This is a genomic window from Streptomyces sp. NPDC008150 (assembly GCF_042956945.1).
GTDB lineage: Bacteria > Actinomycetota > Actinomycetes > Streptomycetales > Streptomycetaceae > Streptomyces.
This window is the reverse complement of sequence record NZ_JBIBHJ010000001.1, coordinates 1,085,142-1,107,954: the sequence shown is the minus strand read 5'-3', so window position 1 is coordinate 1,107,954 and position 22,813 is coordinate 1,085,142. Positions and strand designations below refer to the sequence as shown.

The window sequence follows — 22,813 nt, the reverse complement described above, 5'->3', positions numbered from 1 at the left end:
ACGCCCCGGGATCCCGGTGGATCCGTATTGACGGGTGCGCCGCAGCTGTCAGGGAGTACTCCCCTCCGTGTGAAAAACGGTACCCCAATCACCAAGGAAAGGTAAAGGGAAAAGTAAAAGAAGATCCAAATTCGCTGGTCGGAGACCTTTACCAATGCTTGGTGAGGGTCGGAGAGCCTTCTTGCGCCCTCAGCGGTTCCACGAGCGGCGGGCCTCGGCGACCCGGCCGAGGACCTGCCGGAGCACCGGACTCCCGGCGGGCGGCGGGGCCGGCTCGTACGTCCAGGCGTGGCCGACCCAGGGGTCGGCCAGATGGTCCTCCGGTACCGGGGTCAGACGCAGCAGCGACCGCCACAGCGGGTCGAGCAGCGGGCCGTACGCGGAGGCGTCCTCACGGTCCGCGACCAGCATCAGGTGGACGCCGACGGCGGGCCCCTCGTCGGCCAGGTAGCGCAGCTGCGTGACCGACCGGTCGTCGAAACCGTGCGGGAAGTCGTTGACGATCAGCAGGTGTTCGGCCGTGTCCAGGTCGGGCGGCAGTGCCTCCGACGCGCCGCCGCGCACCGCCATCTGCACCAGGTCGACCCGCTGTGTCAGCCGGGTCAGGATCTCCGACACGCCGGTGGCGCCCCTGCCGGGCGGTGCCGCGAGGACCGCCGAGTCGGTCAGGGGTTCGAGGGGGCGGGCCGCCGAGCCCGCCGGGTCGAGGACGTAGACGCTGAACTCGCCCGGTGGGTAGACGGCGAGCAGCCGGGCCGCGTGCGAGACCGCCGTCTCCATCGCGAGCCTGCGCACGTCGCCGCCCGCGGCGAGCTCCCCCTCGATGGAGCCGGGCCGCCCGCTGTCGATCCACAGGCCGCGCTCCAGCGGAAGCCTGAGCAGCATGGGGATGCGCAGCGGACCCGCCTCGGGCAGGTTGAGGTCGCCGAGGCGCACGGCCATCGGGATCTCCATGGGCACGCGGTAGGTCTGCCACACGGCGCTGTGCCAGGCCGCGTAGGGCGCGGGCAGGGCGTCCTCGACGACCCGCGACTCGGCGGTCAGCTGGGCGAGATCGCGCTCGAAGGCGGCTCGGGCCTGTCCCGCGAGATCGGCGTACCGCGCGTGGGCAGCCGCGCGGGCCGCGTCGCCCTGCCCGCCGATCCTGTTGCGCGGGTCGGACAGGACGTCGTCGAGATCCTTCTCCCGGCGCGAGTCCGCGAAGTCGACGGCGCTCCGGTACGCCGCCGCGCTGCGGGCCAGGTCCTCGAACATGCCCCAGACCTGGTTGTAGAGGCGCTCGTCCATGGACCAGCCGGTCGCGTCGCCCGCCACGGGCTCCGGCGGCCGTCCCGCCCCGTCGTCCGCCGCAGGGGCAGGCGCAGGCGCGGCCGGGGAGGTCCGACGGCCGGGGTGGCTGTAGTCGACGGGGCCGCCCGGGGACGGCGCCGAACCGGCGGCCGGGGCCGGGTCGCCGTCCGCGCGGGCGCCGCCCGCTCCGGCGGCGGGCACACCCTGCGAGGCAGGGCTCCCGTAGGGGCCCGAGGCGTCGGACCCGGCGTGTGCCGAGGTGGTCCGCTGTTCCGGCACGGCGTGCTCGGGGGCGGAGGCGACCCGTGCGGGCCCCTGCTGGTCGCGCTGGTCGTCGTGTCCCGGCGTCGGCGAGGCGGCGCTGCGCTCGCGGTCGCCCTCGGCGGTCCGCGGCGGGGGCGACGAGACCGACCGGGCCAGCGAGCCGGCGACGGCTTCCTGGACGGCGGTGGCCAGCGGGCGGGCCGCCGCCAGACCGTGGTCGGTGAACAGCTCGGCGAGGCCTCCGGCGTATCCCTGGCCGACGGCCCGCACCTTCCACGCGCCCTGCCGACGGTAGAGCTCCAGGGCCGTCACGGCCGTCTCGGCGTCGAGACCGATGAGGGTGAAGCTGACCAGTTCGGCGCCGTCGAGACCGGTGACCGCGACGAACGGCGCGGCGGCCCCGCCGAACGTCACGGGCCCGGGGCCGGCCTCCGGCAGCGCGAGCAGCACCGTGACGCGGTGCACGTTCTCCGGTACGGCGCCCAGGTCGACGGCCAGCCGGTGGTCGGCGGCGGCCTGGCGGGACACCTCGACACCGGGCAGGACGTGGGCACCGGGGTGGGCGACCCACTCGGCGCCGTGCACCGTGCCGCGTTCGTCGCCCAGGGTCGCGGCCGCCACGACCGGCGTACCCGCCGAGACGCGGATCTCCAGGCGCGCCCGGGAGAGCGGATGGTTCTGCCCCCGCACCAGCTCGGCCGTCATCGCGATTCCCCCCGTGTCGCACTGTGCGGTGTCTGTGCCGGTTGTCCCGTGCCGACGCATCGCGGGTCCCGGTCGCTCCGCGCGGGCCGCGGCCCGTTCCTTCCGCTCCGGGCGCCCCGGAGCGGAAGGGTTCGCGTGCGCCGCTGCCCGCGGCGGGCGCGGACTACAGGAGCGGCAGGACCGCCGGCATCAGGTCCTGGAAGGTTCGGCCGTTCGCCGGCGAGCCGAGCGCGGTCATCGCCCAGCCCGTGCCCGAGCGGTGCACCTTCGCCATGATCTGCGCGGTGTAGGCACCACCGCCGGCCAGGGTGTAGCGGGCCAGTTCCTGCCCGTTGGTCTCGTCGACCAGTCGGCAGAAGGCGTTGGTCACTTCCGCGAACGTCTGGCCGGTGAAGGAGTTCACCGTGAAGACGATCTGGTTGATGTGCACCGGAACGCGCTGGAGGTCGACGATGATCGACTCGTCGTCGCCGCCCTGGCCCGCGCCGCCGACCACGTTGTCGCCGGTGTGGCGCACCGAGCCGTCGTCGCTCACCAGGTGCTGGAAGAAGACGACGTCGACAGGCTGCTTGTCGGCGAACAGGACGGCGGAGGCGTCCAGGTCGATCTCACGGGTGCGGGATCCGAACAGGCCGCGCCGCGGGGCCGCCTGCCAGCCGAGGCCCATGCGGACCGCGCTCAGGCTGCCTCCGTCGTTCTTCTGCAGACTGATGGCCTGACCCTTGGTCATATTGACCGTCACGGCTGAATCCCCTCTCGGACTGTCCCCTGTTTCCGCGGAGCGACGCGGATGCCCGAACCCTACGCAGAGCGACTGACAGTGCCGAACCCCGGACCGGGCATTGTGTCGGTCTTGCAACACAGCGCGTCCGGGCAGGCCGCGAGGGGAGCGCGGCTCCCCCCGCCCGCCCGTACGCCGGGGCGGGCGCGGCCCGTCAGGACAGCCCCGCCTCCCTCATCTGACGCAGTTCCTTCTTCATCTCCGCGACCTCGTCCCGCAGCCGGGCGGCGACCTCGAAGTGGAGCTCCGCGGCGGCGGCCCTCATGCGCTGCGTCATCTCCTCGATCTGGCCTGCCAGTTCGGCGGCGGGCTTATCGGTGGGCACCGTCTTCTCGGACTTCTTGCCCCCCGCCTTCGCGGCCTTGCCGCCGAGTGCCGGTACGGGCGCCTTGGCCGCCTTGCCCTCCTTGCCCTGCCGGTAGCCGGTGCCGAGCAACTGCTCGGTGTCGACCTCCTCGCGGGCGATCTGGGCGACGATGTCGTTGATCTTCTTCCGCAGCGGCTGCGGGTCGATGCCGTTCGCCTTGTTGTACGCGATCTGCTTCTCGCGGCGCCGGTTCGTCTCGTCGATCGCCTTCGCCATCGCCGGGGTGATCTTGTCGGCGTACATGTGCACCTGACCGGAGACGTTGCGCGCCGCGCGGCCGATCGTCTGGATCAGCGAGGTGCCCGACCGCAGGAAGCCCTCCTTGTCGGCGTCGAGGATCGCCACCAGGGAGACCTCGGGCAGGTCGAGTCCCTCGCGCAGGAGGTTGATGCCGACCAGGACGTCGTACTCGCCGGCGCGCAGTTCCCGGAGGAGCTCGATGCGGCGCAGGGTGTCGACGTCACTGTGCAGGTACCGCACCTGGATGCCCAGTTCCAGGAAGTAGTCGGTGAGGTCCTCGGCCATCTTCTTGGTGAGGGTGGTGACCAGGACGCGTTCGTTCTTCTCGGTGCGCTCGCGGATCTCGTGCACCAGGTCGTCGATCTGGCCCTCGGTCGACTTGACCACGACCTCGGGGTCGATCAGGCCGGTGGGACGGATGATCTGCTCGACGGGCTTGTCGGCGCGGGACAGCTCGTAGTTGCCGGGGGTGGCCGACAGGTACACGGTCTGCCCGATGCGTTCCTGGAACTCCTCCCACTTCAGCGGGCGGTTGTCCAGCGCGGAGGGCAGCCGGAAGCCGTGGTCGACGAGGGTGCGCTTGCGGGAGGCGTCGCCCTCGTACATGGCGCCGATCTGCGGCACGGTGACGTGCGACTCGTCGATCACCAGGAGGAAGTCGTCGGGGAAGTAGTCGAGCAGGGTGTTGGCCGGGGAGCCGGGCTTGCGGCCGTCGAAGTGCATCGAGTAGTTCTCGACGCCGGAGCAGCTGCCGATCTGGCGGAGCATCTCCAGGTCGTACGTGGTGCGCATCCGCAGGCGCTGGGCCTCCAGGAGCTTGCCCTGCTTCTCCAGCTCGGTCAGCCGCTCCCCCAGCTCCTGCTCGATGTCGCGGACGGCGCGCTCCATGCGCTCCGGACCGGCGACGTAGTGCGAGGCCGGGAAGATGTACAGCTGCTGGTCGTCGCTGATGATCTCGCCGGTGAGCGGGTGCAGGGTGGAGAGTGCCTCGATCTCGTCGCCGAACATCTCGATGCGGACGGCGAGTTCCTCGTAGACCGGGAAGATCTCGATCGTGTCGCCGCGCACCCGGAACGTGCCGCGGCTGAAGGCGAGGTCGTTGCGCGTGTACTGGATGTCGACGAAGCGGCGCAGCAGGTCGTCGCGGTCGATCTCGTCGCCCACGCGCAGCGGGACCATGCGGTCGACGTACTCCTGCGGGGTGCCGAGGCCGTAGATGCAGGAGACGGAGGCGACCACCACGACGTCGCGCCGGGTGAGCAGCGAGTTCGTCGCGGAGTGGCGCAGCCGCTCGACCTCCTCGTTGATCGAGGAGTCCTTCTCGATGTAGGTGTCCGACTGCGGGACGTACGCCTCGGGCTGGTAGTAGTCGTAGTACGAGACGAAGTACTCGACGGCGTTGTTCGGCAGGAGCTCGCGGAACTCGTTGGCCAGCTGGGCGGCAAGCGTCTTGTTCGGCGCCATCACGAGGGTGGGGCGCTGGAGTTTCTCGATCATCCAGGCGGTGGTGGCGGACTTGCCTGTACCGGTCGCGCCGAGCAGGACGACGTCCTTCTCGCCGCCCTCGACTCGGCGTGCGAGTTCGGCGATGGCAGCGGGCTGGTCACCGCTGGGCTGGTAGGGGCTGACGACCTCGAAGGGCGCCACCGTGCGTTCGATGTGAGAGACGGGCCGCATGTCTCAAAGGTACGGCCACCCACTGACAACCTGCTCGGATCAGCGGTTCTGCGGGGCGCGGGAGCGTCCGCGGCCCGGTTGCCTGCGCGGGCGCGGGGCCGGTACGGGGTGGTGGGCGGTGGCCGCCCGGTACCCGGCGGAGGCGTGCGCGGGGATGCCGGGCCGGTGCTCGGCGGGGCGGTGCTCCGGCCTGCCCATGACCATGGTGGGGTCGAACATCACGACGACTCCGGCCAGCAGCAGGAAGGCCAGCGGGCCGATCAGCATGGGGGCGAGCAGCGACGCGGCGGACTCACCCGCGCTGACGGGGCCGGTACCGTGCAGGTGGACGCTGAGTGCCGCCATGCCGGTGTAGTGCATGCCCGTGACGGCGAGCCCCATGACGAGGCTGGCGCCCACGCTCCACAGCGGCCCCCTGACCTGTCCGGCCGCCCACAGCGCGCTGGTCGCCGCGACGACGGCTATGACGACGGAGGCGGCGACCGTGAGGGTGTTGTACTCCAGCTTGCCGTTGAGGCGCATGCCGGCCATGCCCAGGTAGTGCATCGACGCGACCCCGAGGCCGGTGATGGTCCCGCCGGTGAACAGGGCGGTACCGGTGGCGCCGCGGTAGCCGACGATGAAGATGCCCACGCCGACCATCAGGACGGCGACACCGAGGCTCGCGTACATGGTGAGCCGGTCGTAGCGCAGGGGCGCGTCGTGGACCGAGAAGCCCATCATCGCGATGAAGTGCATGGTCCAGATCCCGGAGCCGATCGCGCCGGCCCCGAGGGCGAGCCAGCCGGGGCGCCACGAGCCGGCGACCAGCATGGAGCGGCTCGTGCAGCGCAGGCCGAGGGCGCCTCCGAGGCAGGCCATGACATAGGCCACCACCGGGGTGACGAGTCCGTAGCTGAAGCCGTCGACCGTGCCCTGCATGTGCGGCTGCCCTCCCCGCGCTTGTCGCGCCCTGTGTCCCGTGCGGTGCACCCCCGTCCCGGCCGCTCGGGCAGCCTGGGTGACGCAGAGAGTATGACCCTCACCTGTGTGATCGAACGATTCTCCGGCAAACCAACACGACCTTGACCCAATGTGCACCGCCGACGAGCACGACCGGACAACTCCGTTCATTCCCGGCCCACCTCTCGCACGGCCCGCGGCACTCTCCGCTGTCACACTTGACCCGTACGTAACTGCCGGACGCAAGGAGCTCACATGCACGCGCGCGCAGTCGCCGCCGCTGCCACCACCCTCGTGGGAGCGGCGGCCCTCCTGGGGGCCGCCGGTTCCCCCCAGGCGTCCGAGTACGCCGGCCGGCCGGTGGTCGTCGCCCATCGGGGCGGCTCGTCACTGGGCCCCGAGAACACCCTCGCCGCGGTGGACCGGGCGGCGGAGCTCGGCTTCTCGTGGGTGGAGAACGACGTCCAGCGCACCCGCGACGGCGAACTCGTCGTCGTGCACGACGACACCCTCGCGCGCACCACCGACGTCGAACAGGTCTTCCCCGACCGGGCGCCGTGGAAGGTCGGGGACTTCACCGCCGCGGAGATCGCCCGCCTGGACGCGGGCAGCTGGTTCGGCGCGGCGTACGCGGGCACGCGCGTACCGACGCTGGACCAGTACGCGGACCGGGTCGAGGAGAACCACCAGAACCTGCTGCTGGAGATCAAGAACCCGGAGCTGTACCCGGGCATCGAGCAGCAGATCCTCAAGACCCTCGGCGACCGCGGCTGGCTCGACGCCGATCACCTCGCGGACCGGCTGATCGTGCAGAGCTTCAGCGCGGACAGCCTGTGCGCCGTCCACGACCTGGAACCGTCCGTCACCACCGGGTACCTCGGCACACCGGCCGCGTCCGACCTTCCCCGGTACGCGCGTTGCGCCGATCTGATCAACCCCGACCACGAGCACCTGACCGCCTCCTACGTGTCCGCGGTGCACGCGGTGGACGGGGCCCACGGGCAGCCGCTGCGCGTGTTCGCGTGGACGGTCGACGACGCCGCGCGTGCGCGCACCCTCGCGGGGTTCGGCGTCGACGGGATCATCACCGACCGGCCCGACGTGGTGCGCGACGCGCTGACCGGGTCCTGAGCGCGACGGCCCGGGCCGGGCCCCACCGGCGTGCGCGCCCGCCGAACGGCGTTGTCGGTGGGGGCCTCTACGGTTTCCCCATGGACAACCACGGGCAGCGGCAGGACCACCGGGACGGGCAGCAGGTCGTGTGGACCGTGCTGGACACCGCGATAGGCCCCCTGCTGCTGGCCGCCACCCCCGCGGGTCTGGTGAACGTCGTGTTCCACGCCACGGCGGAGGTCCGTGACCGGGCGCTCGCGCGGCTCGCGTCCCGGCTGGGGACGGAACCCGTCGAGGCGCCGGGCTCGCCCCTGCTGGCCGAGACCGCCCGGCAGCTGGAGGCCTACTTCACCGGCGGGCGGCGGGACTTCGAGCTGCCGCTCGACTGGTCCCTGATCTCCGGATTCAACCGGCAGGTGCTGGGCGAACTGGCGGCGGGCGTGCCCTTCGGCCATGTCGTCGGGTACGGCGACCTCGCCGGCCGGGTCGGACAGCCGGGTGCCGCGCAGGCGGTGGGAGTGGCGATGGGCGCCAATCCGCTGCCGGTCGTGGTGCCGTGCCACCGGGTCGTCGAGAGCGACGGCGGGATCGGCGGCTTCGGCGGCGGCCTGGAGACCAAGCGGCAGCTGCTGGCGCTGGAGGGCGTGCTCCCGGAACCGCTGTTCTGAGCCGCCGCGTCCCGCCGCGCCTCCGGCGCGACCGCCGCCCTACCCCCGGCGGGTATGCGCGCGTGTACCCGACCGCCCGTCGTCGCCCCCTCCCTGTGCCCGCTGTGACCGCTGTCGTCCGCCCGTGCTCCCGGGGCGTTTCCGCACGCGCGCGGGGGCTGGCCGGGTCGCGGAGGCGGTAGCAGACTCCGCCCTGCGCACAGCCACAGGCCTCCGAAGTACGGAGCCGAAGGGACGGCGATCACGCATGAGCGCAAACAAGGCAGTCGCGTACCTCAAGCCCGGCGCGGTGGATGTCAGGACCATCGACTATCCGACGCTCGAACTCCAGGACGGACCGGGCGTCGCTACGGAGAACGTCGGCCGCACGTGCCGGCACGGTGTGATCCTCAAGGTGCTCGCCAGCAACATCTGCGGAAGCGACCAGCACATGGTGCGCGGCAGGACCACCGCGCCCGAGGGACTGGTCCTCGGCCACGAGATCACCGGCGAGGTGGTCGAACGCGGCCCGGACGTCGAGTTCGTGTCCGTCGGGGACATCGTCTCCGTACCGTTCAACATCGCCTGCGGGCGGTGCCGCAACTGCAAGGAGCGCCAGACCGGCATCTGCCTGAACGTGAACCCGGCCCGCCCCGGCGCCGCCTACGGCTACGTCGACATGGGCGGCTGGGCCGGCGGGCAGGCCGAGTACGCGATGGTCCCCTACGCGGACTTCAACCTGCTGCGGTTCCCGGACCGCGACCAGGCGCGAGAGAAGCTGCTCGACCTGACGATGCTGTCCGACATCTTCCCGACGGGATTCCACGGCGCGGTCACCGCCGGGGTCGGGGTCGGCTCGACCGTCTACGTCGCGGGGGCCGGACCGGTCGGGCTCGCCACGGCCGCGTCGGCGCAGCTCCTCGGCGCCGCGGTCGTCGTCGTCGGCGACCTCAACCCCGAACGGCTCGCCCAGGCAAGGAGCTTCGGCTGCGAGACCGTCGACGTCTCCCGCGGCTCCGTGGAGGAGCAGATCGCGCAGATCCTCGGCGTGCCCGAGGTGGACTCGGCCGTCGACGCGGTCGGTTTCGAGGCGCGCGCCCACGGCCCGGACGCGGAGGAGGCGCCGGCGACCGTGCTCAACTCGCTGATGGGCATCACACGCGCGGGCGGCGCGCTGGGCGTCCCGGGGCTGTACGTCACCGACGATCCCGGCGGCGTCGACGAGGACGCGAAGAGCGGGACGCTGAAGGTGCGGCTCGGGCTCGGCTGGGCCAGGAGCCACCGGTTCACGACCGGCCAGTGCCCGGTGATGAAGTACCACCGGCAGCTGATGACGTCGATCCTGCACGAGCGCGTGCACATCGCGCGCGCGGTCAACGCCACCGTGATCGGGCTGGAGGACGCGCCGCGCGGCTACGCCGAGTTCGACCAGGGCGCCGCCCGCAAGTACGTACTCGACCCGCACGGCGCGCTCCGGGGCGTCCGGCCGGTCTGACCGTGCGCACGGGTCACCACCGGGCGCCTCCACTGCCCAACACGCGCCGCCGCGTTGGGGTTTGACCGAGGACCGCACCCGCCAGAGATGAGGGAGGACCGACAGACGGGAGGCACGCGCGTGCTGGTGGTGTCCGAAGAGGTCGGGGAGGCGCTGGCCGCACGACGGCCGGTGGTCGCCCTGGAGTCCACGATCATCGCGCACGGGCTGCCGCGCCCGCGCAACTTCCAGGTGGCGGTGGAGCTGGAGGAAGCGGTACGCGCGGAGGGCGCGGTCCCCGCGACCGTCGCCGTCCTCGACGGCCGGCCCCATGTCGGTCTGGGCAAGGAGCAGTCGGAGCGGATCGCGAACGAGGACGGGATCCGCAAGCTGGGCCACCGCGACCTGCCGCTCGCGGTGGCGTCCGGCGCGAGCGGCGCGACCACGGTCTCCGCGACGGCGCTGCTCGCGTCGCTCGCCGGTGTCCGCGTGTTCGCGACGGGCGGTCTGGGCGGGGTGCACCGCGAATGGACGGTGAGCCAGGACGAGTCCGCCGACCTGGCGCTGCTGGCCTCGACACGGATCACCGTGGTGTGCGCGGGGGTCAAGTCGATCCTCGACGTCCCCGCCACGCTCCAGCGTCTGGAGACCCTGGGCGTCGCGGTCGCCGGATACGGCACGGACCGGTTCCCCGGCTTCTACCTGGCCGACTCGGGCCACCCCGTGGACTGGACGCTGGACACCCCCGAGCAGGTCGCCGACGTCATGCGGGCCCAGGACGCGCTGCGCCTGCCGCCCTCGGCGCTCGTCGTCGCCCGGCCGGTGCCCGAGGACGAGCAGCTCGACCCGGAACTGCACGCGCGCGTGCTCGGCGAGGCGCTGCGCGCGTGCGAGGCGGCGGGCGTCAGCGGCCAGGCGGTGACGCCGTTCCTGCTCGACCACCTGGTGCGGCACACCGACGGCGCGTCGCTGCGGGCGAACCTGGCGGCGGTGCGCGGCAACGTCCGCCTGGCGGGACGTGTCGCCGCCGCCTGGACCGGGGGATGATCCCGGCCCCGGCCGGCCGCGGGGCGCTGCTGGTGGTCGGGGACGTGATCACGGACGTCGTCGCCCGGCACCGGGGACCGCTCGCCGCGGGCACCGACACAGCGGCAGAGATACACCGCCTGCCGGGCGGAGCGGGCGCGAACGTGGCCTGCTGGGCCGCCTGTTGGGGCTGCCGGGACGTCCGGCTGCTCGGACGGGTGGGACGGGACGCCGCGGCCTGGCACGAGGGGCACCTGGCCGCGTCGGGGGTGCGCCCCCTGCTCGTCGTCGACCCGGCGACGCCGACCGGGACCGTGGTCTCCCTCGTCGACACGGGGGACGGCGCGGAACGGACCTTCCTCACGGACAGCGGAGCGTCGCTGCGGCTCGGACCGGCGGACTGGTCCGACACGCTGCTCGACGGGGTCGCGTGGCTGCACCTGTCGGGCTACCTGCTGTTCTCCGCGTCGGCGAGGGCGTTGTTCGCGGCGGCGGTCGGTGCCGCACGCGCGCGTGGTGTGCCGGTGAGCCTCGACCCGGCGTCGGCGGGCTTCCTGGAGCACCTGGGTGCCGCCCGCTTCGAGGCGCTGACGGACGGGGTCGGGGTACTGCTGCCGAGCGGCACCGAGGCCCGTCTGCTCGCGGGAGTGCCCGAACCGGCCGAGGCGGCGGCCCTGTTGAGCCGGCGGGTGCCGTTGGTCGTGGTCAAGCGAGGTCCGGAGGGGGCGCTGCTCGCACGGTCCGGTGCGGTGTACGCGCGCGTACCCGCCGTGCCCGTCGCGCCCCGCGACACCACCGGCGCCGGTGACGCGTTCACCGGCGCCTTCCTGGCGGCCCTGCTGGGGGGCGCCGACGCCGAGGAGGCAGCCGCGCAGGGGTGCGCGGCGGGTGCGCGCGCGGTGACAACGGTCGGGGCCAGGCCGCCCGGGACAACGGACTGACTGCGGACGTCCGGCATCCGTTCCCCGCGCCCCGGTCGCGCGGCGCCCGCTACCCCTGCGCCTTGCGTCCCCACGCGGAGAACAGCGGGGCCGTGGCCAGGTCCATGCCGCCCCGCTCGACGTTCGCCAGATGCTGGTCGATCTCCTCGTCCGTGGCGAGCCCGGCCGCGACCAGGTCGCCGCGGACCTGTCGCACGGTGGCGGCCTCCAGGGCCGTGCACGCGGGCGAGGCCACGGGGAAGTACGCGTCCGCCTCCACCTGCCGCAGGCCCGCCTCGCGAAGCAGTCGCGGGAGGGTCCTGCCGTAGGCCAGGTCGGCCCCGCGCCCGGCGAGCAGACTGCGGAAACCCTGTCGCAGCCGGTTCGCCAACCGCTCCTCGGGACCGTGCTCGTCGGGGCAGATCAGCGGCTGGAGGGCGGGGTCCGCGTCCTCGACCAGCAGCCGGCCACCGGGGCGCAGCGCCGCCGTCATGGACTGCAACGCCTTCTCGCGGTCGGGCACGTGGACCAGGACGAGCCGGGCGTGCACGAGGTCGAATCCCTCTCCCGGCGGTTCCTCGGCGGCGACGTCGTGGACGCGCACCTCGACGTGCGGGCGGGCCGACGGGGCGGCCCACGAGGTGTCGATGTCGGTGGCGAGCACCTTGCCGGTCGGGCCGACCTTCCTGGCCAGCCAGGACACCACGGACGTCCCGCCGGCCCCGACCTCCCAGCACCGCCAGCCCGGACCGACCCCGATCGCTTCGAGGTGCCGGAACGTCGTGGGGTCGAAGAGCGTGGCGAAGGCGCCAAAACGCTCCCCCGCCTCGGGACGCCGGTTGTCGAGGAGGTAACCGTCGGTCTGCTTCATGTCCCGATCATCCCAGCCGGGCCCCGCGCCGGGAACGGCCGACGCTCCGGCGGAGCGGACGGACCCACCGCGGTCCGCGGCGGTCTTCCCGCACGTCCGGGGGATCTCTGCGCCCACGACCGTGTGACGCCCGGAACACCGGCGGAGGTGTACGGTCCCGCCGGGCAGGGCAGGCGCGCATGCGGTTCCGGACCGGCCGGAACAGGTTGTCCACAGCCGGGAACAAAGCGGAATTCCCCGTTCCCACAGGCCCGTTCAGCGTGTGTTCCGGCCTGGCAGACTGACAGGCCACGGCGCGGAAATCCGCCGCCCGGAGATGCAGCGAGGAGGGGTCCAGATGTCCATGGCGGGAAATCTGCGGAAGGTCACGGGCCTTGGCAGGGTGGGTGGTCTTCGCAAGGTCGCGCGGCTGGCCCGGCGGCGGCCGCGGGTGGACCTGAGCCACCCCGCGAGGTCCCCGCTCGGGTCGTCGGTGGTCAACTGCGTCACCTACCGGGACGGGGTCAGGGTCCCCCACCCGGACGGGGACCTGGTGGACGCCGTGCGGCGGGTGCGCAAGACCGGGGACGGCTTCGTGTGGCTCGGTCTGCACGAGCCGACGGACCAGGAGTTCGCGGGCATCGCCGAGCTGTTCGACCTGCACCCGCTGGCGGTGGAGGACGCGGTCGAGGCACACCAGCGCCCGAAGCTGGAGCGCTACGACGACGTGCTGTTCGCGGTCTTCAAGACCGTCTGCTACGTCGAGCACGAGCAACTGACGGCCACCAGCGAGGTGGTGGACACCGGCGAGCTCATGGTGTTCGTCGGCGAGGACTTCGTGATCACGGTGCGGCACGGCCGGCACGGTTCGCTGGGCCCGCTGCGCGAGGAGCTGGAGTCCGACCCGAAGCAGCTCGCCAAGGGCCCCGCCGCGGTACTGCACGCGGTCGCGGACCATGTGGTGGACGATTACTTGAGCGTCACGGACTCGATGCAGAACGACATCGACCAGGTGGAGACGGACGTGTTCGCGCAGAACGGCGCGCGCGTGGACCCCGGCCGGATCTACCAGCTCAAGCGTGAACTGCTCGAACTGAAGCGGGCCGTGGTCCCGCTCGGCCGGCCCATCGACAACCTCGCGACGCGGCCCATTCGCGTGATCGAGCCGGAGATACAGGCCTACTTCCGGGACGTCTCGGACCATCTGCTGCGGGTCATCGACCAGATCGCGTCCTTCGACGAACTGCTCAACTCGATTCTCCAGGCGCATCTGGCGCAGGTGTCCGTCGCACAGAACGAGGACATGCGGAAGATCACCGCCTGGGCCGCGGTGATCGCGGTGCCGACCATGGTGTGCGGGGTCTACGGCATGAACTTCGAGCACATGCCCGAGCTCCACTGGCGGTACGGATACGGGCTCGTGCTCGGCGTGATAGCCGTCGCCTGTCTCGCGCTGTACCGCGGATTCCGCCGCAACGGCTGGCTCTGACCGCCGGCGTCGGACGCACGGTTCCGACGGGTCGGCGCGGGACGCACGGCCGCCGCCCGCGGGAGGGCGCCCGGGACGCGGAGCTGGGCACCCCGGCGGCGCACCTGGACACCGCCACACCGGGACGCGACGGCCCGGCTGCCCCGCCCCCCTCTCCCCGGTCAGCCGCGCCATGCGGGGTGCCGAGGGTCGTCGGCCCGGACCAGGACGTCGGCGGTGCCGGAGGGGTCCGCCTCGTCCTCGTAGCGCTCGAAGGCGGGCAGGGTCCAGTGCTCGTCCTCGGGTGTGCGGCGGCGCAGGGCGGCGGCGGACAGCAGGACGTGGACGGTGAGGTCGAACGGGAACCAGTGGTGGAGGAGGAGGGAGCCGTGCATCAACAGGACCGCACCGGGCGGGAGTTGGACGTAGTCGCTGCGAGTGGCGCGGTCGGTGACGGGGTCCCGGAGGTCGGGCAGGATCCGCCCGTCGCCGTCGGGGTCGAGCGGGCCGAAGACCTCGCGCCACAGGGCCCCGGTGTCGAGGCGGCCGTCGTAATAGGCCTCGGCGTCCCGGTGGCCGTGCTCCAGGCGGAGGGACGCGGAGCGCAGGAAGCCGTCGGCGCCGACCACCAGTGAGGGGCGGCCGCGTTCGCGCAGGGCCTCGTGGATCCGGTCGGCGAGGTCCGCCGGACGGGCGGCGGGGGCTCCGTCGAGGGCGACGCGCGGCCAGGCACCGCCGTCCTTCGGTTCGAGGTCGAGCAGGCGGTCCGCGAGGGCGTCGACGAGCCGGTCCCAGGTGATCGCTTCGAGTCGCACGGAGCAATGATGCTCCGGCTCGGGCGCGCGAGGGGGACGGGGGGCGTCCCGGCGGTCGATGTCGCCAGCCGCGCGGCGGCTCCTCCCGCGACGCCGCCCACCGTGCCCGCAGCCTCGGCGGGGAGGCTCGGCGAGGTCTGCGCGCCCGGCCGCCCGGACGTATCGTTGCTGGAAGAGAGCCCACCCGACGACGCAAGACCTGTGCGCAGGTGTACGCAAGGAAGACGGCCATGGCCGATCCCAAGGGTTTCCTCACCACCCCCCGCGAGGAGTGGCCCCGCCGGCCCGTGGAGGAGCGCGCGCGGGACTGGGACGAGGTGTACGTCCCCGGGGCGCTCCTGCCGATCATCGAGAAGCAGGCCGATCGCTGCATGGACTGCGGCATCCCGTTCTGCCACGAGGCGTGTCCGCTGGGAAACCTGATTCCCGAGTGGAACGACCTGGTCTCGCGCGACGACTGGCGCCGGGCGAGCGACCGGCTGCACGCGACCAACAACTTCCCCGAGTTCACCGGCAGGCTGTGCCCGGCGCCCTGCGAGGCGGGGTGTGTGCTCGCCATCAACCAGCCCGCGGTCACGATCAAGAACGTCGAGTGCGCCGTGGCCGACCGGGCGTGGGAGGACGGTCTGACGCCGCCGAGAGTGCCGGACCGGCTGTCGGGGCGGAGCGTGGCGGTGATCGGCTCGGGGCCGACCGGGCTGGCGGCGGCACAGCAGTTGACGCGGGCCGGACACACCGTGGTGGTCTACGAGAGGGACGACAGGCTCGGGGGCCTGATGCGGTACGGGATCCCCTCGTTCAAGATGGAGAAGCACCACCTGGAGCGGCGGATCGGTCAGATGCGCGCGGAGGGAACGAAGTTCCGCACCTCCGTCGTCGTGGGTCAGGACGTCGGGGCGGCGGAGCTGCGGGCCCGGCACGACGCGGTGGTGATCGCCACGGGTGCCACGGCGTGGCGCGAACTGGACCTGCCGGGGCGGGAGTTGACCGGCATCCATCAGGCCATGGAGTACCTGCCGCTGGCCAACCGGGTGGGCGAGGGCGATCTGGAGAGGTCACCGTTGTCCGCGGCCGGGCAGCACGTCGTGATCGTCGGTGGCGGCGACACCGGCGCGGACTGCCTGGGCACGGCCGTGCGGGAGGGCGCGGCGTCCGTCACGCAGCTCGACATCTACGCCCGGCCAGGGGCGGAGCGTGACGAGGACACCGAGCCCTGGCCGACGTATCCGAAGGTCTACCGGCTGTCCGCCGCCCACGAGGAGGCGCGGGACCTGCGGACCGCGCCGAGCGCGCAGGCGGACGCGCGGCTGTTCGCGGCGTCGACGCTGCGGTTCGACGGTGACGACCAGGGACACGTGCGTTCGCTGCACGTGGTCGAGGTGGACGCCGGGCGCCGGACACTCGACGAGAGTGGCCGCGACCTCCCGGCCGACCTGGTGCTGCTCGCGCTCGGTTTCTCGGGGCCGGACCGGCACGACGGCCTCGTCGACCAGTTCGGCCTCGGCCTGGAGCCGAGGGGCACGCTGGCGCGCGGCCCGGACTTCGGGACCAACGTGCCGGGGGTGTTCGTCGCCGGGGACGCGGCGCGCGGGCAGTCACTGATCGTGTGGGCGATCGCGGAGGGCCGCGCGGTCGCGGCGTCGGTGGACAGCTACCTGACGGGCATCCCGTCCCGGCTGCCCGCGCCGATCGGCCCGTACGACCGCCCGATGATCGCGTGACGGAACCGGAACCGGAACCGAAAGCCGAATTCGCGGCCGCGGCCGCGGCCGCGAACGAACCGCACGGAACGGGCGGACAAGCGGACCCTGCGCCGGGCGGGGCGGGGCTGCCCGGCGGCGCCAACAGGGGCGCCCGGGCAGGGAGTTCACGGACCGGGGGGTGGGGCGGGGGGGGTCCGGGAAGGTACGGCGCCCAGGCGACGACGCCCCGGCGACGGCGGCGGGCGCGGGGGTCAGGAGAGCAGGAAGTCGGCGTCTCCCGCCTTGGCGCCCTGGATGAAGGCCGTCATCTCGGCGGTGGTGTAGATCAGCGCCGGCCCGTCGGGATCGGTGGACTGACGTACCGCGATGCGGCCGTCGGCGAGCTTCATCGCTTCGAGGCAGTTGCCGCCGTTGCCGCCGCTCCACGGCTTGTGCCAGCCCTCGCTGCCCAGTTCCCGCGCGGGCATCCCGTTGTAGATGCTCTCGGTGCGGACGGCCCGCGACCGCTGCTGGGACGTGATGCGATCCATTCACAGCTCCTTGCGGAGATCCCGGAGGATCTCCTTCGTGCGTTGTGCAGTGGCGGCCTGCGCCGCCATGCGGTCCATGACCTCCAGGTGGGTCGCCACCTCGGCGCGCGCGTCGAGGTAGACCGCGCCGGTCAGGTACTCGCTGTAGACCATGTCCGGCAGTTCGGGCACGGCGAATCGGAAGAGCACGAACGGCCCGTACGTGCCCGGGTGCGGCCCCGAGGCGAAGGGGGCGATCTGGAGCGTCACGTTGAGCAGCTCCGCGGCTTCGAGGAGCTTGTCGACCTGGCCCCGCATCACCTCGGGCGGACCGACCGGACGCCGCAGCGCCGTCTCGTCCATGACGATCCACAGGCGGGGCGCGTCCTCGCGGATGAGCAGTTCCTGGCGCTGCATGCGGAGCGCGACGTGCCGTTCGATGTCGTCGGGCTCGGTCTGGCCGACCGCTCCGGACTTCAGGACTCCGCGCGCGTAGTCCTCGGTCTGGAGGAGTCCGGGCACGAAGTGCGGCTCGTAGCTGCGGATCAGGGCTGCCGCGCCCTCCAGGCTGACGTACATCGAGAACCAGCCCGGCAGGATGTCGTGGAACCGCTGCCACCAGCCGGGCTTGTTCGCCTCCTCCGCGAGCTGGACGAACCCCTCGGCCTCCGCGTCGGAGACTCCGTAGGCCTTCAGCAGGAGCTGAAGGTACGGGATCTTGAGGCTGACCTCGGCCGTCTCCATGCGGCGGACGGTGGCGGGCGCGACGCGCAGGATGCGGGCGGCCTCGTCCCGGCCGAGACCGGCGCCCAGGCGCAGGTCCAGCAGGCGTCGGCCGAGAACGACCTGACCGACCGTCGGCGCGGACCTCGGTTCGCTCACCCTCCACCTCCACGAAGATCTGGTGGCCGGCGACGCGAATCGAAGAGATTTTCGAAGATCGGGGCGGACCTTAGGTGATCTCCCCCGACGCCGCGCGGACATGCTGTTCCGAGCAGTGTGCCACGGCGATTCACCCCGTCATACAGCACTCTGCATTTTTCAGAGTGACGCTTGCCAAGTGTTCGCGGCGGGGCGATAGTGGCAAGCGTGATTCCGTCCGCGCCTTTAGGAACAGACGCCGCCGAAGGCCTTCCCGGCCTCGACGGTCTCGGCGCCTCCGTGGGAGTTGGCCCTCAACGGGCCGCTGCCGAGCGCCGGTTCCGCTTCGAGCTGGCCGCACATCCCGGTTCTCCCGCCCAGGCGAGACGCCTGACGAGAGCCTGGCTGGCGAGTTGGTCGGTGTGCGAGGACACCTGCGACACCGCGACCCTGGTCGTGTCCGAGCTGGTCACCAACGCCATCGTGCACACCGCGAGCAGTCGCGTCCTGTGCGAACTGCACGACGGTGACGACTTGGTGCGCATAGCCGTTCGCGACGAGGGATGCGCGCCGGGCGAGCCCCGGCCGTCGCCGCAGCGCCCCGACGAGGAGCACGGGAGGGGGTTGCTTCTCGTCGGGGCCCTGAGCCGCACCTGGGGCACCATGGAGCACGGCACCGGGCTGCTGGTGTGGGCGGAGTTGACGCGCGGCACCGACACCGCCGGCTCTCCCGCCCCGGACGCTCCCGTGCCGGACTCCGTCGCCCCGGGCGCCGCCGAACCGCGCGACGACCTCGGCTGGGGAGCCCGTCCGAAGCCCGGGACACCGGACGAGCCGGACGAGGGTTCGCGCCCCGGCACGCCCGACGACGACCCGCGCACCGGGTCGCAGGGCCGCACCGCGGCACCCGACGCCGCCCCGCACGCGCAGACGCAGACGCGGGCACCGCACGCCGGGGAACAGCCCCCGGCCCGCGCACCGATGACGAACCCACAGACACCGGCACGGATACCGGCGCAGGCACGGACGCAGAAGCCGCCGCCGACGCAGGCACCCGCATCCGCACCGACACCGACACCGACACCGACGGACGCCCTGCCGCAGACGCAGGCCGAGCCGCACCAGCACCAGCACCAGCACCAGCACCACGGAAAGACACCTGACGCAGCGCGCCGCGAGGAGACGCACGCGGAGGCGCACCACGGAACGGGGGCCGCATGGGCGTGAGTTACACACCGGGCTCGAACCGGACGCTGCTGAGCATGGACACGATGGTCCGGCTCGGACGCGCCGTACGCACGGTGGACGTCCGCAGACTGGCGGTGCCGGAGGGCATGACCGCGCCGCTCGGCTGCGACGCGGTGTCGGCACCCGCCCGCCTCGGCCCCCTCGTACTGCCGCGCCTGCCCCGGGTGGGCTGCGTGTTCGCGGACGAGACGACCTGGTGGTGGATGGTGCCCTCCGACTCGGACTACGCGCTGGACTGGCCGGCGCCCGTCCGGTACGCGACGGGGGCCGTCGTCGAGGACTCGCCGGCCGTTCCCGGGCTCATCCACAAACCGGACGGCACGGTTCCGTACACGCCGCCGATCCCGCTCTACCTGACGCTGTGCCGCCTCACGGGCACGTCCCCGTCCTGGTCCCGCCCGATCAGCGCCTGACCCGGCCCGCGCCCGCCCGGCACACACGGCCACCCGCCCGGCACCCCACCGCCCCCACCGCCCCCACCGCGCGCCCCCGGCCGTACGCCGCCCGCGCCGCCCCGCTCCCCTGTTCCCCGCCCCCCGGTTCCCCCACGGCGTGTGCGCCCGCGTGCCCCGCCCGCCCGGCCGTGCGCCCTGCCCCGGGCCGGCGGCGCGCGGGGATAGTGGCCCTCGGCCACGATCGGGGGAGGTTGGCGGTGGACAAGAACGACGCCGGCGGCACGGAAGCACCGGAGGTGTCCGAGTCGGAACGGCTGCTGTTCGGCGGCCCGTTGCGCTACGACAGGGGGTGGAACAGCCACTCCGAGGCCTTCATGGAACTGAGTTTCCGGGCGATGGTGACGAGGCTGCCGTCGCTGCTGGCCTCCAGTCTGCGGCTCGCCCTGCAGGCCGACCGCCGGGCGGCCCGCGTCGTCATGGCCGCCGAGGTGTTCCGGGGCCTGACGCAGGCCGTGGGCCTGCTCGCCGTGAACAGCGTGCTGGGCCGGCTGGTCGGGGTGGGCACCATCGAGGAGCGGCTGCGCGGCGCCGTCCCGGTGCTGGCCGTCATGGCCGCCGTGCTGCTGGTGGGCGCGCTGCTGCGGGCGGCGTCGACGTGGGCGACCGGGCTGCTGGAGCCCAAGGTGGAGCGGGTGGCGACCGAGCTCTACCTGGAGCGGGCGGCGGCGGTCGAGCTGTCCGCGATCGAGGACCACGCCTTCCACAAGCTGCTGGACACGGCGCAGTACGGCGCGTCCTCGGCCCGCCGCATGATCGCGTACTCGGCGCGGGTGGTGAACGCGGTGATCTCGCTGATCGCCGCCGCGGGCGTGCTGACGGTGCTCCACCCGGCGCTGCTGCCGTTGCTCGTGACGATGACCCTGCCGAGCGCGTGGAGCGCGCTGACGAACGCGCGGCGCCGTTACGAGTCGTTCCACACCTGGGTGCAGCACGCGCGGGCCGGCCACCTCATCAGCGGTCTGCTCACCGAGCCGGCCGCCGCCCCGGAGATCCGGCTGCACGGGGTGGGGCCGTTCCTGCTGCGGCACTTCCGGTCGATGTCGGAGACGGCGGAGGCGGAGCAGGCCCGGCTGTCGCGGCTGGCGGCGCGTACGGGGCTGGTGGCGGCGGGGTGGACGGGGCTCGCGACGGTGGCGACGTACGCGACGCTCGGCGGGCTGCTGGTGACGGGCGCGATGGCGCTCTCGGTGGCGGGCACGGCGGTGATCGCCATCCGCACCGGCTCGTCGAGCCTCGACACCCTCGTCCTGGAGGTGAACCAGCTCCACGAGGAGGCACTGTTCGTGGGGGACCTCCAGCGGCTGCACGCGGAGGCCGCCGAGCGCGCGATCCCGGAGGGCGGCGAGCTGCTGCCGGAGGACCCGCGGGAGATCACATTCGAGAACGTGTCGTTCAGCTATCCCGGGGAGTCGACGCACCCCGCGCTCGACGACGTCACCCTGACACTGCCGCTGGGCCGCATCGTGGCGCTGGTCGGCGAGAACGGTTCGGGCAAGACCACCCTGGTCAAGCTGCTGGCCGGCCTCTACACACCGGACCGGGGCCGCATCCTGTGGGACGGCGTGGACGCGGCCGGCGCGGACCGGCGGCACCTCGCCGAGCGGATCGCGATGGTGGCGCAGGACTTCAAGCGGTGGCCGTTCACGGCGCGGGTGAACGTGGCGGTCGGCCGCTCGTCGGCGCCGCTGAGCGACGAGCGGGTGGAGGCGTCGGTGGCGGAGGCGGGCGCGCAGGAGGTGGTCGCGGACCTGCCGCACGGCCTGGACACCCTGCTGGCCCGCGACTTCAGCGGCGGCCACGAGCTGTCCGGCGGCCAGTGGCAGCGGCTCGGCATCGCCAGGGCCGCCTACCGGCGCGGGCGCATCCTCATCGTGGACGAGCCGACGGCCGCGCTGGACGCCCGTGCCGAACTGGAGGTCTTCGAGAAGATCCGGGCGCTGGCCGGCAGCGGCCAGACGGTCGTGCTGATCACCCACCGGCTGGCGTCGGTCCGGCACGCGGATCTCGTGCACGTCCTCGACAAGGGCCGTCTCGCGGAGTCCGGCACCCCTGACGAACTCCTCGCGACGGGCGGCATCTACGCGGAGCTGTACTCCTTGCAGGCGGACCAGTTCACGTCGGACGTGGCGCCGAGGGCGGCGCCCAAGGTGGCGGCCCGGCAGGCGGGCTGAGGACGGACGGCGCGCGCCGGGCGCCCGGGGCGGCGTGGCAACCCGCCCACCGCGCCGCCCTGTTGGCGGGCCACCCGGGTCGGGACGCCAGGGTCGGGGCCGCCAGGGTCGGGGCCGCCCGGGTCGGGGCCGCCCGGGTCGGGCCGCTCGGTCAGGCCGCCGCGTCGCCGGCGAGTTCACCGCCGCGCACGATCACCAGGAACGCGTCCGTCGCGAGATCCATGACGACCTCCGCGGGCATGCCCTCCTGGCGTCGCGCCTGTGCGAACTCCTCCGCGGGCCAAGAGCCCCGTGGGCCTCCGGCGGGAAAGCGTTCGAGCACCTTTCGCCCGTTCACCCGGCACCTCCATGTAGCGCTGTACTCCTAGAGTTAAACGCCAACGATGGGGTGAACGGCTCGCGAAGTGACGGTACTGAGACGTAGTCGACACGACTTCACCGTCACGTGTGAACCGGGGCGCGGGATTCCCGAACCTTTGGCCACCTTCCGTGTCAGTACTCGTACTCGTCGTGATATCTGAGTGCCTCACGGCCCGCGGGCGTCCCGAGGGACCCCGCCCGTCCCGGTGGTTCCTCCCACTCCTCCTGCCTGCCGAGGGCGGTCAGGTCCAGCAGCGAGCCGACCGGGCCGAGCCCGTCGAGGCCCCGGCCGCGGGTCGTGTAGGTGTGGAAGACCCGCTCCCGGTCGCGCAGGAAACAGCTGACCCCGGACCGCTCGACGGCCTCGCCGGGCTCCCCGGACGCCTCGCCCTCCGCCGCCCGCCGGGTTACCCCGCCCGCCTCCGCCCCGGTCCCCGCCACGGTCGCCCCGAAGTCGTGGTTGAAGTCGCCGCCGTACGACGAGTACCAGGGCAGCGACCAGCCCATCCGGGCCTTGAAGGGAAGGATCCTGGTGTACGGGGCGCGGGAGACGACGACGAACGACGTGTCGCGGGCGTGCAGGTGGGACAGGTGCCCGACCTGGTCGAGGAAGGCGGAGCAGCAGCGGCAGCCCGCCTCCCAGCCGGGGGCGAACGCGAAGTGGTGGACGACGAGTTGGTGCCGTCCGTCGAACAGGTCCAGGAGGGTGGCCTTGCCGTCGCCGCCCTCGAAGAGGTACTCCTCCTCGACCTCCACCATGGGCAGGCGGCGGCGCCGGGCGTTCAGCGCGTCCCGGGCCCGGGTGGCCGCCTTCTCCTCGACGAGCAACTCCTCGCGCGCGGCCAGCCATTGTTCGCGCGAGACGATCTCCGGCAGCGACATGGGCCCCCTCCTGTGCAACGGTCCGTCGGATGGGGTGACCGTCGC

Annotated in this window: 19 protein-coding genes and 1 pseudogene; 10 read left to right on the top strand and 10 right to left on the bottom strand. The window is 72.8% G+C overall.

Annotated elements, in window-relative coordinates:
• Positions 1 to 189: 189 nt before the first annotated feature.
• From ACFZA0_RS04800 to ACFZA0_RS04785, 4 genes are all read right to left on the bottom strand, one after another.
• Positions 190 to 2,259 carry a TerD family protein gene (locus ACFZA0_RS04800; RefSeq protein ID WP_391011217.1) on the bottom strand — a complete coding sequence of 690 codons (2,070 nt, stop codon included), beginning with the start codon at positions 2,257 to 2,259 and terminating at the stop codon, positions 190 to 192.
• Positions 2,260 to 2,422: 163 nt separating this feature from the next.
• Positions 2,423 to 3,001 (bottom strand): TerD family protein, encoded by a 579-nt coding sequence (locus tag ACFZA0_RS04795; RefSeq protein ID WP_391011214.1) that lies wholly within the window; start codon positions 2,999 to 3,001, stop codon positions 2,423 to 2,425.
• Between the two features lie 193 nt (positions 3,002 to 3,194).
• Positions 3,195 to 5,324, bottom strand: a complete 2,130-nt coding sequence (uvrB, locus tag ACFZA0_RS04790) for an excinuclease ABC subunit UvrB (RefSeq protein ID WP_391011211.1) — start codon at positions 5,322 to 5,324, stop codon at positions 3,195 to 3,197.
• A gap of 39 nt (positions 5,325 to 5,363) precedes the next feature.
• Positions 5,364 to 6,245, bottom strand: coding sequence for an MHYT domain-containing protein (locus ACFZA0_RS04785; RefSeq protein ID WP_391011209.1), 882 nt, complete (start codon positions 6,243 to 6,245; stop codon positions 5,364 to 5,366).
• A 276-nt stretch (positions 6,246 to 6,521) separates the two neighbouring features.
• Between ACFZA0_RS04785 and ACFZA0_RS04780 the strand changes: the two genes are divergently transcribed.
• The 5 genes from ACFZA0_RS04780 (at position 6,522) to ACFZA0_RS04760 (ending at position 11,467) form a co-directional block, all read left to right on the top strand.
• A complete protein-coding gene (locus ACFZA0_RS04780) occupies positions 6,522 to 7,397 on the top strand; it encodes a glycerophosphodiester phosphodiesterase family protein (RefSeq protein ID WP_391011206.1) in 876 nt (291 codons plus the stop codon).
• Between the two features lie 80 nt (positions 7,398 to 7,477).
• The gene (locus ACFZA0_RS04775) at positions 7,478 to 8,047 is read left to right on the top strand and encodes a methylated-DNA--[protein]-cysteine S-methyltransferase (protein WP_391011203.1); all 570 of its coding nucleotides are present in this window, start codon (positions 7,478 to 7,480) and stop codon (positions 8,045 to 8,047) included.
• Between the two features lie 247 nt (positions 8,048 to 8,294).
• Positions 8,295 to 9,521 (top strand): formaldehyde dehydrogenase, glutathione-independent, encoded by a 1,227-nt coding sequence (gene fdhA, locus ACFZA0_RS04770; protein ID WP_391011200.1) that lies wholly within the window; start codon positions 8,295 to 8,297, stop codon positions 9,519 to 9,521.
• Between the two features lie 87 nt (positions 9,522 to 9,608).
• Positions 9,609 to 10,547: a pseudouridine-5'-phosphate glycosidase gene (locus ACFZA0_RS04765; RefSeq protein ID WP_391011197.1), complete on the top strand. Its 939-nt coding sequence runs from the start codon at positions 9,609 to 9,611 to the stop codon at positions 10,545 to 10,547.
• Complete coding sequence (locus ACFZA0_RS04760; protein WP_391011195.1) at positions 10,544 to 11,467, top strand: PfkB family carbohydrate kinase; 924 nt, start codon at positions 10,544 to 10,546, stop codon at positions 11,465 to 11,467. The genes ACFZA0_RS04765 and ACFZA0_RS04760 overlap by 4 nt, the downstream gene beginning before the upstream one ends.
• Positions 11,468 to 11,516: 49 nt before the next feature.
• On the opposite strand, the gene ACFZA0_RS04755 is transcribed toward ACFZA0_RS04760, so the two are convergent.
• Positions 11,517 to 12,317, bottom strand: a complete 801-nt coding sequence (locus ACFZA0_RS04755; RefSeq protein ID WP_391011192.1) for a methyltransferase domain-containing protein — start codon at positions 12,315 to 12,317, stop codon at positions 11,517 to 11,519.
• Positions 12,318 to 12,654: 337 nt separating this feature from the next.
• Between ACFZA0_RS04755 and corA the strand changes: the two genes are divergently transcribed.
• Positions 12,655 to 13,785: a magnesium/cobalt transporter CorA gene (corA, locus tag ACFZA0_RS04750; protein WP_391011189.1), complete on the top strand. Its 1,131-nt coding sequence runs from the start codon at positions 12,655 to 12,657 to the stop codon at positions 13,783 to 13,785.
• 161 nt (positions 13,786 to 13,946) lie between these two features.
• On the opposite strand, the gene ACFZA0_RS04745 is transcribed toward corA, so the two are convergent.
• Positions 13,947 to 14,579: a uridine kinase gene (locus ACFZA0_RS04745; RefSeq protein WP_391011186.1), complete on the bottom strand. Its 633-nt coding sequence runs from the start codon at positions 14,577 to 14,579 to the stop codon at positions 13,947 to 13,949.
• 230 nt (positions 14,580 to 14,809) lie between these two features.
• Between ACFZA0_RS04745 and ACFZA0_RS04740 the strand changes: the two genes are divergently transcribed.
• Positions 14,810 to 16,300, top strand: a complete 1,491-nt coding sequence (locus ACFZA0_RS04740) for a glutamate synthase small subunit (protein WP_391011183.1) — start codon at positions 14,810 to 14,812, stop codon at positions 16,298 to 16,300.
• 233 nt (positions 16,301 to 16,533) lie between these two features.
• Here the strand turns inward: ACFZA0_RS04740 and ACFZA0_RS04735 are convergent, their stop codons facing one another.
• Together ACFZA0_RS04735 and ACFZA0_RS04730 are read right to left on the bottom strand one after the other, a co-directional pair.
• Positions 16,534 to 16,812, bottom strand: a complete 279-nt coding sequence (locus ACFZA0_RS04735; RefSeq protein ID WP_391011180.1) for a DUF397 domain-containing protein — start codon at positions 16,810 to 16,812, stop codon at positions 16,534 to 16,536.
• On the bottom strand, positions 16,813 to 17,673 hold the full coding sequence (locus ACFZA0_RS04730) for a Scr1 family TA system antitoxin-like transcriptional regulator (RefSeq protein WP_391011177.1): 861 nt from the start codon (positions 17,671 to 17,673) through the stop codon (positions 16,813 to 16,815). It lies immediately after the preceding gene.
• Positions 17,674 to 17,844: 171 nt separating this feature from the next.
• Here ACFZA0_RS04730 and ACFZA0_RS04725 point away from each other — a divergent pair.
• The 3 genes and pseudogenes from ACFZA0_RS04725 to ACFZA0_RS04715 form a co-directional block, all read left to right on the top strand.
• Positions 17,845 to 18,558, top strand: a pseudogene (locus ACFZA0_RS04725) (ATP-binding protein); the annotation flags it as partial.
• Positions 18,559 to 18,869: 311 nt separating this feature from the next.
• Positions 18,870 to 19,313 (top strand): hypothetical protein, encoded by a 444-nt coding sequence (locus ACFZA0_RS04720; protein WP_391011174.1) that lies wholly within the window; start codon positions 18,870 to 18,872, stop codon positions 19,311 to 19,313.
• A 356-nt stretch (positions 19,314 to 19,669) separates the two neighbouring features.
• Positions 19,670 to 21,526 (top strand): ATP-binding cassette domain-containing protein, encoded by a 1,857-nt coding sequence (locus ACFZA0_RS04715; RefSeq protein WP_391011842.1) that lies wholly within the window; start codon positions 19,670 to 19,672, stop codon positions 21,524 to 21,526.
• A gap of 151 nt (positions 21,527 to 21,677) precedes the next feature.
• Here the strand turns inward: ACFZA0_RS04715 and ACFZA0_RS04710 are convergent, their stop codons facing one another.
• Positions 21,678 to 21,863, bottom strand: a complete 186-nt coding sequence (locus ACFZA0_RS04710; protein ID WP_391011172.1) for a hypothetical protein — start codon at positions 21,861 to 21,863, stop codon at positions 21,678 to 21,680.
• A gap of 155 nt (positions 21,864 to 22,018) precedes the next feature.
• On the bottom strand, positions 22,019 to 22,768 hold the full coding sequence (locus ACFZA0_RS04705; RefSeq protein WP_391011169.1) for a DUF899 family protein: 750 nt from the start codon (positions 22,766 to 22,768) through the stop codon (positions 22,019 to 22,021).
• Between the last annotated feature and the right edge of the window lie 45 nt (positions 22,769 to 22,813).

Bases quoted from the DNA above. Each gene is read 5' to 3' on its own strand.
- ACFZA0_RS04720 (WP_391011174.1), top strand. From the start codon at position 18,870: ATGGGCGTGAGTTACACACCGGGCTCGAACCGGACGCTGCTGAGCATG.
- ACFZA0_RS04780 (WP_391011206.1), top strand. From the start codon at position 6,522: ATGCACGCGCGCGCAGTCGCCGCCGCTGCCACCACCCTCGTGGGAGCG.
- ACFZA0_RS04775 (WP_391011203.1), top strand. From the start codon at position 7,478: ATGGACAACCACGGGCAGCGGCAGGACCACCGGGACGGGCAGCAGGTC.
- ACFZA0_RS04705 (WP_391011169.1), bottom strand. From the start codon at position 22,768: ATGTCGCTGCCGGAGATCGTCTCGCGCGAACAATGGCTGGCCGCGCGC.
- uvrB (WP_391011211.1), bottom strand. From the start codon at position 5,324: ATGCGGCCCGTCTCTCACATCGAACGCACGGTGGCGCCCTTCGAGGTC.
- ACFZA0_RS04785 (WP_391011209.1), bottom strand. From the start codon at position 6,245: ATGCAGGGCACGGTCGACGGCTTCAGCTACGGACTCGTCACCCCGGTG.
- ACFZA0_RS04800 (WP_391011217.1), bottom strand. From the start codon at position 2,259: ATGACGGCCGAGCTGGTGCGGGGGCAGAACCATCCGCTCTCCCGGGCG.
- ACFZA0_RS04760 (WP_391011195.1), top strand. From the start codon at position 10,544: ATGATCCCGGCCCCGGCCGGCCGCGGGGCGCTGCTGGTGGTCGGGGAC.
- corA (WP_391011189.1), top strand. From the start codon at position 12,655: ATGTCCATGGCGGGAAATCTGCGGAAGGTCACGGGCCTTGGCAGGGTG.
- ACFZA0_RS04740 (WP_391011183.1), top strand. From the start codon at position 14,810: ATGGCCGATCCCAAGGGTTTCCTCACCACCCCCCGCGAGGAGTGGCCC.
- fdhA (WP_391011200.1), top strand. From the start codon at position 8,295: ATGAGCGCAAACAAGGCAGTCGCGTACCTCAAGCCCGGCGCGGTGGAT.
- ACFZA0_RS04735 (WP_391011180.1), bottom strand. From the start codon at position 16,812: ATGGATCGCATCACGTCCCAGCAGCGGTCGCGGGCCGTCCGCACCGAG.
- ACFZA0_RS04715 (WP_391011842.1), top strand. From the start codon at position 19,670: ATGGAACTGAGTTTCCGGGCGATGGTGACGAGGCTGCCGTCGCTGCTG.
- ACFZA0_RS04765 (WP_391011197.1), top strand. From the start codon at position 9,609: ATGAGGGAGGACCGACAGACGGGAGGCACGCGCGTGCTGGTGGTGTCC.
- ACFZA0_RS04755 (WP_391011192.1), bottom strand. From the start codon at position 12,317: ATGAAGCAGACCGACGGTTACCTCCTCGACAACCGGCGTCCCGAGGCG.